16 protein-coding genes and 1 pseudogene are annotated in these 13,036 nt (G+C 39.1%); 10 read left to right on the top strand and 7 right to left on the bottom strand.

Features of this window, described 5'->3' with window-relative positions; genetic code table 11:
• Positions 1 to 194 precede the first annotated feature (194 nt).
• Entirely contained in the window at positions 195 to 842 is a 648-nt protein-coding gene (locus ACE3PQ_RS02505; RefSeq protein ID WP_374294926.1) for an MBL fold metallo-hydrolase, read from the top strand.
• Between the two features lie 263 nt (positions 843 to 1,105).
• On the opposite strand, the gene ACE3PQ_RS02500 is transcribed toward ACE3PQ_RS02505, so the two are convergent.
• Positions 1,106 to 1,936, bottom strand: coding sequence for a hypothetical protein (locus ACE3PQ_RS02500; protein ID WP_374294924.1), 831 nt, complete (start codon positions 1,934 to 1,936; stop codon positions 1,106 to 1,108).
• 6 nt (positions 1,937 to 1,942) lie between these two features.
• Positions 1,943 to 2,344 carry a hypothetical protein gene (locus ACE3PQ_RS02495; protein WP_374294922.1) on the bottom strand — a complete coding sequence of 134 codons (402 nt, stop codon included), beginning with the start codon at positions 2,342 to 2,344 and terminating at the stop codon, positions 1,943 to 1,945.
• Between the two features lie 196 nt (positions 2,345 to 2,540).
• On the opposite strand from ACE3PQ_RS02495, the gene ACE3PQ_RS02490 reads away from it, so the two are divergent.
• Genes ACE3PQ_RS02490 through ACE3PQ_RS02480 form a run of 3 tightly spaced genes read left to right on the top strand, consistent with a single transcriptional unit; the run spans position 2,541 to position 3,844 of the window.
• A complete protein-coding gene (locus ACE3PQ_RS02490; protein ID WP_374294931.1) occupies positions 2,541 to 3,104 on the top strand; it encodes an MBL fold metallo-hydrolase in 564 nt (187 codons plus the stop codon).
• 35 nt (positions 3,105 to 3,139) lie between these two features.
• Positions 3,140 to 3,598: a hypothetical protein gene (locus ACE3PQ_RS02485; protein WP_374294920.1), complete on the top strand. Its 459-nt coding sequence runs from the start codon at positions 3,140 to 3,142 to the stop codon at positions 3,596 to 3,598.
• Positions 3,599 to 3,634: 36 nt separating this feature from the next.
• Positions 3,635 to 3,844 (top strand): hypothetical protein, encoded by a 210-nt coding sequence (locus ACE3PQ_RS02480; protein ID WP_374294918.1) that lies wholly within the window; start codon positions 3,635 to 3,637, stop codon positions 3,842 to 3,844.
• Between the two features lie 52 nt (positions 3,845 to 3,896).
• Here the strand turns inward: ACE3PQ_RS02480 and ACE3PQ_RS02475 are convergent, their stop codons facing one another.
• Positions 3,897 to 4,544 (bottom strand): NAD(P)H-binding protein, encoded by a 648-nt coding sequence (locus tag ACE3PQ_RS02475; protein WP_374294916.1) that lies wholly within the window; start codon positions 4,542 to 4,544, stop codon positions 3,897 to 3,899.
• Between the two features lie 180 nt (positions 4,545 to 4,724).
• A complete protein-coding gene (grxD, locus tag ACE3PQ_RS02470; protein WP_241571681.1) occupies positions 4,725 to 5,069 on the bottom strand; it encodes a Grx4 family monothiol glutaredoxin in 345 nt (114 codons plus the stop codon).
• Positions 5,070 to 5,286: 217 nt separating this feature from the next.
• Between grxD and ACE3PQ_RS02465 the strand changes: the two genes are divergently transcribed.
• Complete coding sequence (locus ACE3PQ_RS02465) at positions 5,287 to 6,498, top strand: aspartate aminotransferase family protein (protein ID WP_374294913.1); 1,212 nt, start codon at positions 5,287 to 5,289, stop codon at positions 6,496 to 6,498.
• Positions 6,499 to 6,596: 98 nt separating this feature from the next.
• On the opposite strand, the gene dacC is transcribed toward ACE3PQ_RS02465, so the two are convergent.
• The gene (dacC, locus tag ACE3PQ_RS02460) at positions 6,597 to 7,751 is read right to left on the bottom strand and encodes a D-alanyl-D-alanine carboxypeptidase PBP5/6 (protein WP_374294928.1); all 1,155 of its coding nucleotides are present in this window, start codon (positions 7,749 to 7,751) and stop codon (positions 6,597 to 6,599) included.
• Positions 7,752 to 7,911: 160 nt separating this feature from the next.
• On the bottom strand, positions 7,912 to 8,385 hold the full coding sequence (locus ACE3PQ_RS02455) for an MCR_0457 family protein (protein ID WP_374294911.1): 474 nt from the start codon (positions 8,383 to 8,385) through the stop codon (positions 7,912 to 7,914).
• Between the two features lie 66 nt (positions 8,386 to 8,451).
• Between ACE3PQ_RS02455 and surE the strand changes: the two genes are divergently transcribed.
• The 4 genes from surE (at position 8,452) to ACE3PQ_RS02435 (ending at position 12,194) form a co-directional block, all read left to right on the top strand.
• Positions 8,452 to 9,249, top strand: coding sequence for a 5'/3'-nucleotidase SurE (surE, locus tag ACE3PQ_RS02450; protein WP_374294909.1), 798 nt, complete (start codon positions 8,452 to 8,454; stop codon positions 9,247 to 9,249).
• A 247-nt stretch (positions 9,250 to 9,496) separates the two neighbouring features.
• Positions 9,497 to 10,345 (top strand): peptidoglycan DD-metalloendopeptidase family protein, encoded by an 849-nt coding sequence (locus ACE3PQ_RS02445; protein WP_374294907.1) that lies wholly within the window; start codon positions 9,497 to 9,499, stop codon positions 10,343 to 10,345.
• Between the two features lie 69 nt (positions 10,346 to 10,414).
• Positions 10,415 to 11,326, top strand: a complete 912-nt coding sequence (locus ACE3PQ_RS02440) for a LysR family transcriptional regulator (protein ID WP_374294905.1) — start codon at positions 10,415 to 10,417, stop codon at positions 11,324 to 11,326.
• A gap of 217 nt (positions 11,327 to 11,543) precedes the next feature.
• A complete protein-coding gene (locus tag ACE3PQ_RS02435) occupies positions 11,544 to 12,194 on the top strand; it encodes a YidB family protein (protein WP_374294903.1) in 651 nt (216 codons plus the stop codon).
• A gap of 93 nt (positions 12,195 to 12,287) precedes the next feature.
• Here the strand turns inward: ACE3PQ_RS02435 and ACE3PQ_RS02430 are convergent, their stop codons facing one another.
• Positions 12,288 to 12,431: a hypothetical protein gene (locus ACE3PQ_RS02430; RefSeq protein ID WP_374294901.1), complete on the bottom strand. Its 144-nt coding sequence runs from the start codon at positions 12,429 to 12,431 to the stop codon at positions 12,288 to 12,290.
• Positions 12,432 to 12,745: 314 nt separating this feature from the next.
• Here ACE3PQ_RS02430 and ligA point away from each other — a divergent pair.
• Positions 12,746 to 13,036 (top strand): annotated as a pseudogene (ligA, locus tag ACE3PQ_RS02425) (NAD-dependent DNA ligase LigA); the annotation flags it as partial.

Here is a 13,036-nt window from a genome sequence, read left to right as displayed (position 1 = left end):
TAGAGTTCGGTTCTGTCATGAGAAAGCCCATATAAATGGGTAATGTACAAGTTGCTGTAGAAGCATGTTTAGTTCGTCTGATCACAGATACTTTATAAACTATTTTAATACTTTTTTGAATCCGTCAATGCGTAAGTCCTAGATGTATTGATTCGACTTTTGATGTTTTTGATGTTGTTATTTGAGTGTAGGCCATGTTGCGTAAGTTGTGGTTATTGATGAAATGGTTGATCATCATTTTAGTGATTTTGATTGTATTGGCTTATTTATTTTTAAGCTTTGCGCCAACTTTTGGCGGACAACCTGATGCACAAAGTCAGCAGAAGATTGAGGCATCAAAACATTTTAATGGTCAACTTTTTAAAAACTTAATTGAAACCAAAAATGATACATCAACTGCAGAGAGCCCATCCTTAGCATCGACGCTGTATCAACTTGTATATCCACCTGCGGAGAAGAATCCAACTGATATACTGGTGACGCGTGCTTTAAATTTACATCAACAACCTTTGCAAAATGGGCAATTGGTCTGGCTTGGGCATTCTTCGGTGCTGTTTCGGACAGATGATATCACCATCATGACTGATCCTGTATTTAATCGTGCCTCACCGATTCCAATCGGTGGAAAAGCCTTTGCAATGGTACATACGCCAAAGATCGACGACATGCCTAAGATTGATGCCGTAATCATTTCTCATGATCATTATGACCATCTCGATCATCAGGCGATTCAAGAGTTAAACGAAAAAGTTACGCATTTTTACGTGCCACTTGTGTCTTTTTACATTAATGTCTTAAACTGGCAAAATGTAAAATCAACAACTTACATCAAATCTAATTGAATAAATCTACATTACAGTTCTAAACTCAATGGAGTTTCAGTTTAGAAAAATAGCGGTTTTTTACAATATAGTTGTAAACCTAGCTTTCCAAATTGGTAAAACTTCTTCAAAGGAAACTAGACTCAGTGCAACAGTATCACGAAAAATTCGAGGGTTTGATCAAACAAATATCTTCAAGGCTTTAGATGAGTTGGACAGACGTAGAGAGTTGCAACTGGGGCAACAACGTAAAAATGATAGGAGTTTTTCACCTAGATTTTAACTTATTTAGTTATTTGATTAATGATATTTTCTACTTGTGTACGGTTCATGTTTTCCGTAGATAACGAATAATATCTATTATTATAATTGAAGTGAACATTATAAATGTCTTGCCCATTTTCATTTCTCAATGTTTCAATAGTCATTGGAACATTGTTTACATTATGATTTAAACTTTCTTGGAAAACTTCTACAATAGCACTGTTATTTGGATTCAAATACATTTCGGTTATTTCAAATTTAATACTACCATCTTGGTTTTCATATAACCGATAAAGGGAGTTGTATTTTCCTTCATTTATTGCACCAGAATACCACTTTCCTGATAGTTTTAAATCTGGAACTAAACCATCTGTATTTATTGGTTTAAAATCTAAAGGTTTTTCTTCTTTTAATGCAGCTCTTTTTTTATCTAAGTTAGAAAATTCATTAGTAATCTTTCCACCACTAAAGCTTCCATAACGATTTAAATTGTCGAAATTTTTTGCTAAATCGTCTTTTTGAGCTTTGCTTAGCTTAGCTTCTGATAATTTAGTATATATGACACCATCAGGATATTTTTCTCTTAAAGCTTTTAAATCAGAATTAAATATAAATGATTCATCATTTTGATTTTTAGCTAACGAACTTTGATTTGTATTCGATAATTCTGTATTTTGATTTGTATTTTGAATAGATGGTTTGGAAGATGAACTCGTTTCATTATGGTTGGTATTTTCTCCGTTACCCAATCTTTTTGTTTCTGTAACTGCTTGAGATTTTATAAAAATTACAATACCTAAAACAATAATACCAACCACAAGAACTATTAATAGAATTTTATTCTTTTTCATAAGATTTTATAAAAACTGCCCAAATTTAAAATTGCAATCTTTTGCAGATGTGTATTGAGAAACAGCTCGCCCATTATCTAGGATTTCATAGTGTGTACCGGATACATTCCAAAATCTTTTATCACTTTTAGGATCAACAAACCCTGCTCTAACACGATACCCACTTGGGTTACTTGAATTATCTGTTCGTTGGTTGCCATTAGTAGCTTTTTGATCTGTTTTTGCATATAGATTTTTATGTACACCTGTTAAAGCATCATAAGAAATAGATTCATTATACCAACCATATCCAAAACTTGGAATATATGCTTCACAATTGGCACGGCTGAATGCTTCTGCTGGAACTGTAGCAGCATAAGGTGAGGCAGAAATAAAGCTTATTAAGCCAAGAATAATTTTAACTTTCATTTTATTACCCTATTTTTGATTTTTATTATTTTACCATTTGGTTTAATTTTTTTGCACTAAAAATATATAAGTTTATATGTCTAATCAAATGTAAAATTTGACATTTTTTTTAATCTCTCTTTGTTTACAACTATAATGTTAAAGTTTAGGACTTTAATGTCCAGTTTACGTTTGTGTTTTCAAATCACAACTTGGCATCAAAGCACATCTGCAGCGTTGGGGTGTGAGTGATACCAAAATCACCGAAATGGATTGGTATGAAGAAGTAATGCTTAAAAATACCCGTTTAGTGTTTACGCCATCTCGTCATTTCAGTGGGCGTAAGTTTGAGCGTAATCTTACATTGTGGGGCTCTTGGGTGGTGAAGTCGCCGAATCTGTCTTTGTATTTTAGCGGTGATGGTGGTTATTCACCTGAGTTTGCCAAGATCGGTGAACAGTTTGGTCCATTTGATATTGCCCTGATGGAAGATGGTGCATACAACCAAGCTTGGGCACAGATACACATGTTCCCAGAGCAATCTGTGCAAGCGGCGGTTGATTTGAATGCCAAAGCGATGCTACCTATTCATTGGGGCAAGTTTGATTTGGCATTACATGAATGGCGTGATCCAATCGAGCGTGCACAAAAAGCCATTGCGAATACAACAATAAAACTCACCACACCGATGATTGGAGAAGTATTTTCCATTCAGAATTTGCCACAAAGCGAATGGTGGAAATCACCTTATGCACCAAGAGAATCGTATCAAGCGAATTAATATCTTTTCATGATTGTAAGTTTGGAGTAATGACAATGTCTATGCACGAAATCGAAGATCTTGTGGAAGCCACAATTCGCACTATTGATATATTAGATATTCCAAGTCATGAAAAACGCCAACTCATCGCCAATTGTTATCGGTTACAGGCTTATTTTGATACCAGTTATACCCACTTTCGGCTGATGGATATATTGCTTAAAAATGACTATATGCAAACTTTTCGCATACATAATTTTCCATTAGCAAAGCAATATCCTGAATATTATCAATCGCTACAAGATAAAGATTTTGAGTATATTTATGAATCTCCTGAAAGCGATCAGGATGATGAAGAACAGTTCAATGACAATGAAGTCATTGCGGTTTGGGATCGAGATTCAGATTTCATCTATGTCGAGTTTGGTACGCCATATTATGCTTTACATAGTGAAGCTGTGGTCTATGACAAAGCATTGGAGGCTGCTAAAAAGATCATTCTGTTAATTCATTAGTCACACCCAAATCTTGCTTATGATTGGGCATTATTTATGATTTTTTATTTATTCGAAGAAGTGGAAGTAGGTGAGGCAGATCAGAAGATTCAGGATTATTTTGCTGACATTCAACCGATCATTGCCGAGATCAAAGCTGATAAAGAAGATTTGTGTCTTATTGAAGTTTTTGAATATGAGAACGAAGAACGAGCAGAGTGGTTAGGTGAAACCACCAACCACATTTTGCAATACATGAAGATGTAAATCAGTTAAACAACGATGCGCACTAAATAAAACTATGCATTTTCTATGCAGATTATTCAGCCAGTTGATCTGCAGATATTACGTGTATTCCAAGCTTTTGCTCTAGCGCAGATTGTAATAGTGCTTTGGCAATATTTTGTGCAGGGCTTAAACGCCAAGATTTCGGCAATAATTCATTGATCGGTCGTAGTAAATTCAATGCCAGTTTCTCACCTAAGCGAAACTCATCACGATTGCCATCAATCAATCCAGGTCGGATTAGGGTCAATGATGGGAAATGTAATGCCTTTAAAGCCTGTTCCAACTCACCTTTGACTTGATTATAAAAAATCATCGAATCTGCATTTGCGCCCATTGCAGAATTTAGCACATAGGTGGAAATATGATTTTGCTTAGCAATTTCAGCGAATGTTAATGGATAGTGATGATCGACTTGGCGAAAAGCATCTTTTGAACCCGCTTGTTTCATCGTCGTACCGAGTGCGCAGATCACTGCGTCTATTTCTTTTAAATTGATCTGTGTTGGCAGTAGCGCCTGTATATGCTCAAAATCGAGTTGAAATTGGCTAAGTTTATCGTGTTGCATCGGCATCGGTTTACGCACAGGACAAAAGACTTTAGTCACTCGTGGATGATGTAAAGCTTGCGCCAGAACTTGTTGACCAACCACACCTGTCGCACCGAGGAGTAAAATATTCATCTTATAAATTCCTTAACTTTTCAATCTTTCATCTTTTCTATTTCCAATATAAATAAGACAATGTCTAAAACAAGGTTTTCTTTGTGAATTTTTACAATTTTGAAATTATAGCCAACAAAAAACCTTTAACAGATTTCTCCATTAAAGGTTTCGAGTTTTTTTAAAGCTGAGCTTTAAATATTAGTTTTCTTCAGGTGCTGGGCTATGCTCTTCGACCAATGTGCGAAGTTCGCCATTTTGGAACATTTCCATCATGATATCGCTACCACCGATCAACTCTTTATTCACCCAAAGTTGTGGGAAAGTCGGCCAGTTCGCAATCGCAGGAAGTGTTGCACGAATATCTTGATTTTCAAGAATATTTACATAAGCAAAAGGGCGACCGATTTGGCTCAAGATTTCGACTGCACGTGCAGAAAAACCACACTGTGGAAATTGTGGTGTGCCTTTCATATAAAGTAATACCGCATGCTTCTCGATTTGATCACGGATCAATGCTTCGGTATCACGAGCTTGTTCAGTCATTTTCATTTCCTCTATTTCAATGCGGCTATTATAGCCAAAATCCGATCATGACTAAAGCATCATTTTTACTGGATTACATATGATCAAGGTATTTCCACAAAACAAAAAATCACTTGGATTGAACTAGCTTTCGTTATACATTGGAAAGGCTTTTATTAGTTTCTTTTTGTAGAAGTTTTTTAATTTATTCCATTTATTTTTTATATAGAGATAAATCATGGCACAGTTTACTAAAGCTCCTGTTCAAACCAATCAACCATCACATCTGATGCAGACTTATGCACGTCAGCCGATTGCGTTTGTACGAGGACGAGGTGCTTATCTCTATACCGAAGATGGTACGGAATACTTAGATGCACTATCAGGTATTGCCGTGTGTGGTTTAGGTCATGCACATCCTGCGATCGCCGAAGCGATTGCCGATCAAGCACAGACCTTAGTTCATACCAGTAATCTGTATGAAATTCCGTGGCAAACTGCCGCAGCGCAAAAACTCGCTGAAATATCAGGCATGGACGAGGTGTTTTTCTCCAATAGCGGTGCAGAAGCCAATGAAGGTGCGATCAAGATCGCCCGTAAATATGGCAATGATCGAGATATTCTCAATGGCAAAATTATCGTTGCTGAAAAATCTTTTCATGGTCGTACTTTAGCAACACTCTCTGCAACGGGTAATGCCAAAGTTCAAGAAGGCTTTGCGCCATTGGTAGATAGCTTTTTACGTGTTCCATTTGGTGATATGGATGCCATTGAAAAGCTTGCGTTGACTAATCCTGACATTGTGGCGATTTTTGTGGAACCGATTCAGGGCGAAGGTGGTATCAATACTGCTCCACAAGGCTTTCAATATCTGCAACAGCTTCGTGATATCTGTGATAAAAACGATTGGCTATTAATGCTCGATGAAATCCAAACAGGTAATGGTCGTACAGGCAAATATTTCGCCTATCAACATACCAATATTCGTCCTGATGTCGTGACTACGGCAAAAGGTTTGGGTAATGGTTTTCCCATTGGTGCAGTACTCACCAGTGGTAAAGCAGTTGGTGTACTTGCTGCAGGCAATCATGGTTCGACCTATGGCGGTACGGCACTAGGTAGCCGTGTAGTTTGTACCGTGATTGATAGTTTGATTGGAGAAGCTGCGATTATCAACGCATCAAAAATTGGTCAATATCTTGCGGATGAGTTTAGCCGTAGACTTTCTGTGCATAATGTCAATGTACGTGGCTTTGGTATGATGATTGGTATTGAATTGCCAAAAGATTGCGCAGAATTGGTTGCTCGTGCACGAGATGAAAAGCAACTGATCCTCAATGTCACAGCAGGAAACGTAGTGCGTTTATTACCACCGTTGAATCTGACACAAGATCAAGCCGATGATTTACTCAATCGTTTGGTACCATTGATTGAAGATTTCTTGGCTTAAAGGTTTTTATTAATCCCACCTAACCTCCCTTTTAAAAAGGGAGGAGTTTCTCAATCCCAGCCAGCCTCTTTAAAAAAAGAGGCGTTATTTAGATGGTATTAGAACAAACCACTAAAGAACAATTTGATATGGTCGATCAAACGAGCAAAGAAACCTGATTCTTCAACCGCTTTTAGAACCACTAAAGGCTGCTCAGCAACGATTTTATCATTTGAAATAGCAGTGATTTTACCAACGACTTGACCTTGCTTCAGTGGTGCACGAAGCTCAGGGTTAACTTGCAGTTTGGTTTCGATATTGTCTGCTTGACCTTTTGGCATGGTCGTCGCAAGCGCGTCAACGATACCTAGCTGTACAACATCTTCTTGACCAAACCACACTGGACTTGTAGCTAATGCCTGTTTGGCAGGGCGGATAATTGTTGTTTCAAAGTTGCCAAAGCCCCAGTTGAGCAATTCACGTGTTTGCGTTGCACGTGCTTGCATGGTTGGTGCGCCCATGATTACCGTGATCAAACGCATTGGACCACGCTTACTTGAAGTGGTTAAACAAAATCCTGCTTCTTCGGTATGTCCAGTCTTAAGACCATCTACACTAGGATCGGTATAAAGTAATGCGTTACGGTTGCCTTGTTTAATACCGTTAAAGCTAAACTCTTTTTCAGAATAAATTGGATAATATTTTGAACTATCGTGGATAATGTGCTTCGCCAATTTTGCCATATCGAGCGCACTTGAATAGTGACCTTCGGCAGGCATACCTGTTGAGTTGACAAAGTTGGTGTTACTCATCCCAATGCGCTTGGCTTCTTGGTTCATCATATGGGCAAATGTACCTTCATTGCCTGCAATATGTTCAGCCATCGCCTTTGACGCATCATTACCCGACTGGACGATGATGCCACGAAGCATTTCTAAAGCTGTTGCTGTACCGTTTAGCGGAACGTACATACAAGATTCGCTACTGCTCCCACGACACCATGCCGATTCATTCATACGAACTTTTTCGTCTTCGGTGAGTTCACCTTTGAGTAATTTTTGTTCGATGATGTAGCTCGTCATCATCTTGGTCATAGATGCAGGCGCAAGATGCTCATTTTCATTTTTTGATGCGAGGATTTTACCTGAGTCAAAATCCATGATGACGTATGATTTATTGTCTAGTTCAGGTGGTGAGGGGATCACCGTTGCAGCATAGCTCAGCTGGGCAGTTGAAGCGATCAGTGTTGCTGTGAGAGTTGTTGTGTAGGTCATTGTTGATGCGAAACGGCGAGCCATGCGATGTTATCCAATACGAAATTTAACAAAATCTAAAAACAACATTCTAAAATAGCAATGCGCTTAAACCAAATGATTTAAGCGCATTTCAGCTGTATTTTTGTTAATTACTTTTTCATGATGAAAAGTAAAGCAGTCAAGAGGCTTTCTGACCCCATTGCACCATTTCTAAACAGACTTCACGATTGTCTTCGCGACTATGTTTAGAGGCATTTTGGCGGGCTTCCGCAAGAACTTCTTGATAGTCGCCTTCTTCGCTTAAAGCTTCAACGGCAAGTACAGGATCTGAGATTCCTGGCAACAATTCAGTCAACATGCGTTCATAGCCTTTGTCAAAATTTTGATTTTTACCAATAATTTCAGGACAAATTTCAGAAAGTACATGCACTACTGCGACTTCTTCTTTAGTCGTTTGAATCGCAGGAGTGATCTCGATGTTGTTTTCTGCTTTATCAGCAGATTTTTTGTCAGCTTCAGCAAATGCTGAAAAACTTGAAAACGTTAAAAGCGTAGTGCTTAAAGTTATCATCAATACATTTTTTACCGATTTTTGCATTATAAAAAACCTTCGATTCATACAGAGTTTGCTAATTTCTTTTACAATAGCCAAGCTTACAATTCATGACTAGATGACTTTTGTAGACTTTTTTTCTAGATTGTTTAACCGAGTAATAACGTGAATATATTAATTTCTAATGATGACGGTGTGTTCGCACCGGGTATTCAAGCCTTAGCAAAAGCTTTATCTGAAATCGCCAATGTGACTATTGTAGCACCTGAAAGTGAGCGTAGTGGATTTTCATCTGCACTCACTTTAGACCGTCCGCTTCGTGCGACAGAGATTTCTCCAAATGTATGGGCGGTGAATGGTACGCCAGCGGATTGCGTCTATCTTTCGATGAATGGGTTGTTTAATCATCTTGCGCAGAGCGATACGCCAGATCAGCATTTTGACTTGGTGGTGTCAGGGATTAATAGTGGTCCAAATCTCGGCGATGATGTGTTGTATTCGGGTACGGTTGGCGCTGCATTTGAGGGCCGGTTGATGAAACAACCTGCGATTGCTATTTCTTTTGCAGGGCCAAATGTGCGTAGCTATGAACATCCTGATGATTATGCAAAAGCTGCAAATTGGGTTAAAGACTTTATCAAATCAGGGCTACCGAGTTTGCCACCACGTCATATTTTGAATATTAATATTCCAGATGTCGAAGAATATGCAGGCGTACAGATTACCCATCTAGGAAGACGCTCTCAGTCGAAACCTGTAACTAGTCATGTTGACCCACGTGGTCGCCAAGTCTACTGGATTGGACTGTCTGGTGAAGCCATCGTTGAAGGTACTAAAGAAGCAGGTGGGATTCAATCTGACTTCCATGCGGTACTTAACAACTATATTAGTATTACGCCGATTCAAATGGATTCGACCAATTATGAAGTCTTAGAAACTTTGGCTGAATCGTTTTCTAGATAAAACGATTGCCAAATTTCGTCTGATACGGCGATAAGGTGCTGAAACTAGATAAAATGTGAGTAAAAAAACAGCAAATGTGAGCAAATATGTTATTGCTTTGTGACATTATTGAAGTGTGTTGAAAATTTTCAATCTGTATTTGGTATGCTCCATGCTAGTAAATATAAATGGACGTTTTAACTTGTTTGATCGTGGGTTTTGATCGTCTGATTTTATTCAAAGGGTTTGTTAGTAGGAAGTTTTGTTCATGGAATCTCGTGTTTTTCGCAATATGATGACGCTTGGCGTTTTATCAAGTGCACTTTTGGTCGTGGGTTGTGCATCGAAGCCGACCTTTAATCAACAAGGCTCACGTGTATTCTTTGTACCAGAGTTTTATACCGTCAAATCAGGCGATAGCCTGAGCAAAATTGCGCAGAAATACGGCTTGGATTATCGGGAGATCGCTCGAATTAATAATATCGAGGCAATGGATACGATCTATGTCAATCAATCTTTACGCCTACGTGGTAATGGTCGTGTAGATACTCGCTTGGTGCAAACACGTCCGATCCAAGAACAAGGGACGATCAAACGTGAAAGCGTATTAACTCAAGCTCAAAATGCAACAGTGCCTGAACAAGTCAATGTGGTGAAACCAACAGTACCAACGACTACACCTGCTGTAGGGCTTGGCAATACACCTGCGCCATCAATCAATCCAATTCCAGTTGGTGCGTCGGCTCAAGGGTTGAGTTGGGTGATGCCGAGTAATGGTCAAGTGATAGATCGTTATGACCTGAGTCAGAATAAAAAAGGTATTCGTTTTGCAGGCAATACAGGCGATCCAATCTACGCAGCAGCAGCGGGTGAAGTGGTTTATGCGGATGATGGGCTCAAAGAATATGGTCAATTGGTCTTAGTGCGACACTCCAATGGCTATATCACTGCCTATGCACATAACAGCAAACTGGTCGTGAAGAACGGTGATAAGGTCACAGCAGGTCAGAAGATCGCTGAGATGGGTAGTACAGGAACGAACAAAACCATGTTGGAATTCCAAGTTCGACTTGACGGTAAGCCTATTGATCCTGTAAGTATTTTGCCAATTAGTTAAGCTGATTGTATTTTATTTACGAATCTTTTCGTTTAATATCAAACTATTAAATATGCTGAGAATCAAATTGTGTTAGAAAATCTTCGTGCGATGGGGGTCTTTGCCTGCGTAGTTGAGCGTGGCTCTTTTAGTGGTGCTGCCAAAGATTTGGGCATCACCACCAGTGCTGTAAGTCAGCAAATCCGCTCATTAGAACAAGAGCTGAATGTGACCTTGCTACATCGTTCGACACGTAAGATCAGTATGACTGAGGCAGGACAGGCTTTTTTTCAAAGCTGTCAAGAAATGATGTCGGCTGCGGAACGCGGTAAAATTCGCATCAGCGAGTTGCAGGACAATTTGATTGGCGAGTTACGTTTAGCCACTTCGCCAGAGCTTGCTTCACTGCATATTGTGCCAGCTTTGTCGCGTTGGATCATGGCACATGAAACATTGAAGGTAAATATCCTTGCATCTGAACAGTATTTAAATTTGATTGAAGAACGCATCGATGTCGCCGTGCGGATGAGTCAACATGTCAATGACGATGAGTTCGAAGCCTATCCGATGGCACGGGTTCAGCAAATCTTGATTGCCTCGCCAAGTTATCTCAATCAGCGTCCTGCGATTGAACATCCCAATGATCTCTTAACACACCAATTACTCCCTGTTGATCAGATGAAGAATTTTTCTAAACTCAAATTTAGCAATGAAAAAACTGGCGAAAATGTTGAGCTTGAAGTCCCTGTAAAAGTACGCACTAATAATGTTTTTGTGATGAAAACATTATGTCATGAAGGGCATGGTATCGGTCGAATTTTGCACCTCGATGCACAGCAAGAGCTGAAGCGTGGTGAGTTTGTCGAAGTATTGCCTGATTGGAAACTTCCTGAATATACCTTGTATGCAGTGACTTTGAAGCGTGAGCAACAACCTGTAAAAGTGTTGCGTTGTATCGAAGCATTGAAGAGTTATTTTACTCAACTCCCAGGTGGACGTTAACGAAGACACATTAAACGCCGATATTTAAAAATACCAATTAAGGCTTATTCTCTGGAATGAGCCTTAATTTTTTCCATGAACTTTTATAATTTATGGCTTTATCATAGCAATTGTAGATGATGTGACATACATTGCAGATACAGACAAGCGCCTTTTAATCTCGGTAATATGCAAAGACAGTCACGTTCAACTATCATAAAGAATAAGGGAAAATCTCATGACAAATTTAGCCAGTTTAGTTGAAGCTATCGCCAAGCAAGCACTTGGCGGTCAAAATGGTACTCAGCAAGGTTCGACTCAGAATCAGCATAATCAACAGCAAAATGCCAATAATGCAGGTGGCTTAGGCGGTATCTTGGGTTCTGTGCTGGGCAATCTAGGCGGTGCATCTCAGCAAAATGCCAATACTGGTGGTGGACTTGCTGGTGGCGGACTGGGTAGTATCTTGGGTTCTGTACTTGGCCAACTTGGCGGTACGCAAAGCAGTAGCAATGGTGGTGGGAAGAGTGCACTATTGGTTGCTGTGCTACCGATCGTATTGGCTTGGATTCAGAAGCAAGGTGGCTTGCAAGGTGCACTCGATAAATTGACTAAATCAGGATTAGGCAGTCAAGCACAGTCTTGGGTTGATCCAAGCACCACGCAAAATCAAAGCGTACAAAATGAGCAAGTGGAGCAACTGTTTGATGATCAAGAGGTTGAACAAGTTGCGAATCAGATGAACGAGCCAAAGCAAAATGTCTATGGTGCAATCGCCACGGTATTACCACAAATCATTGATTCGTTGACACCACAAGGTCAGACAAGCAACTCAGGTGAAGCGAATAATGATATTCAAAATATCCTGAATAGCTTGAATATCAAATAAGCTTTCAGTTTAAAATTGATATAAACGCAAAAAGCTGAGCATCATGCTCAGCTTTTTGTTTTCTGAAAAAATTTATCGAACCGTTTTAAAAAATTACTTCAACTTTTTCAGCTCCTTTTTCAGCTTTTTAACTTTGCTTTCTTGCTTACCGATTTTGCTTAAGCGTTGTTTGATTTCAAGTTTTACAGACTGCAATTTTTTCTTTGCCGCAGTTTTTTTGCTGACTTTCTTCGCCATTCTAATACTCCTGTGCTTGGTATGGTTTTCAAAAGACTTGTTGTACAAGATCTATTTCAAAAACCTCTACAAATTTTTAATCATTAAAAAAATTGGCTTAAGCTACCTCAGGTAATTTAAGTCCTACATACTTACCTTAAAGACTACGGTCGTTCGGCGCAAGTTTACTTCCGTTTTGTAATATGAATACAACATGTCCTAACGTGGTAAAAACGTACATTCAACGCATAAAGTTGCTATGCTGAAACAGTCGATTATGCTTAAATATCGGCTATTCTTGTGTATAAAAATCCAAATTTAGGGATAGTTTGTTGATGCGCTCCGATCAAAATAGCACCGATTCAGAAATCATTGTGCAGATGCGTCAGTTGATTCAGATCTTAGCCAAGCATAGCCATGCCTATTATGTGATGGATCAGCCGAGCATTAGTGATGCGGAATACGATCAACTGTTTCATCAACTGAAAGCCTTAGAACAACAATATCCTGAATCCATCCAAAATGATTCGCCAACGCAGAAAGTTGGCGGTGAGGCCTTAAAGAAATTCCAATCCATCAAACATGCTGTGCCGATGTTGTCGCTAGGTAATGTCTTCAATTTTGAT

Source organism: Acinetobacter sp. (genome assembly GCF_041911495.1).
Lineage (GTDB): Bacteria > Pseudomonadota > Gammaproteobacteria > Pseudomonadales > Moraxellaceae > Acinetobacter.
Note: the sequence above shows the minus strand (reverse complement) of the source record. Positions and strands in the feature narration are given on the sequence as shown.

Coding starts and splice junctions, on each gene's coding strand:
- ACE3PQ_RS02445 (WP_374294907.1), top strand. CDS start 9,497: ATGGAATCTCGTGTTTTTCGCAATATGATGACGCTTGGCGTTTTATCA.
- ACE3PQ_RS02475 (WP_374294916.1), bottom strand. CDS start 4,544: ATGAATATTTTACTCCTCGGTGCGACAGGTGTGGTTGGTCAACAAGTT.
- ACE3PQ_RS02485 (WP_374294920.1), top strand. CDS start 3,140: ATGTCTATGCACGAAATCGAAGATCTTGTGGAAGCCACAATTCGCACT.
- ACE3PQ_RS02430 (WP_374294901.1), bottom strand. CDS start 12,431: ATGGCGAAGAAAGTCAGCAAAAAAACTGCGGCAAAGAAAAAATTGCAG.
- ACE3PQ_RS02435 (WP_374294903.1), top strand. CDS start 11,544: ATGACAAATTTAGCCAGTTTAGTTGAAGCTATCGCCAAGCAAGCACTT.
- ACE3PQ_RS02495 (WP_374294922.1), bottom strand. CDS start 2,344: ATGAAAGTTAAAATTATTCTTGGCTTAATAAGCTTTATTTCTGCCTCA.
- ACE3PQ_RS02500 (WP_374294924.1), bottom strand. CDS start 1,936: ATGAAAAAGAATAAAATTCTATTAATAGTTCTTGTGGTTGGTATTATT.
- dacC (WP_374294928.1), bottom strand. CDS start 7,751: ATGACCTACACAACAACTCTCACAGCAACACTGATCGCTTCAACTGCC.
- ACE3PQ_RS02480 (WP_374294918.1), top strand. CDS start 3,635: ATGATTTTTTATTTATTCGAAGAAGTGGAAGTAGGTGAGGCAGATCAG.
- grxD (WP_241571681.1), bottom strand. CDS start 5,069: ATGACTGAACAAGCTCGTGATACCGAAGCATTGATCCGTGATCAAATC.
- ACE3PQ_RS02465 (WP_374294913.1), top strand. CDS start 5,287: ATGGCACAGTTTACTAAAGCTCCTGTTCAAACCAATCAACCATCACAT.
- ACE3PQ_RS02505 (WP_374294926.1), top strand. CDS start 195: ATGTTGCGTAAGTTGTGGTTATTGATGAAATGGTTGATCATCATTTTA.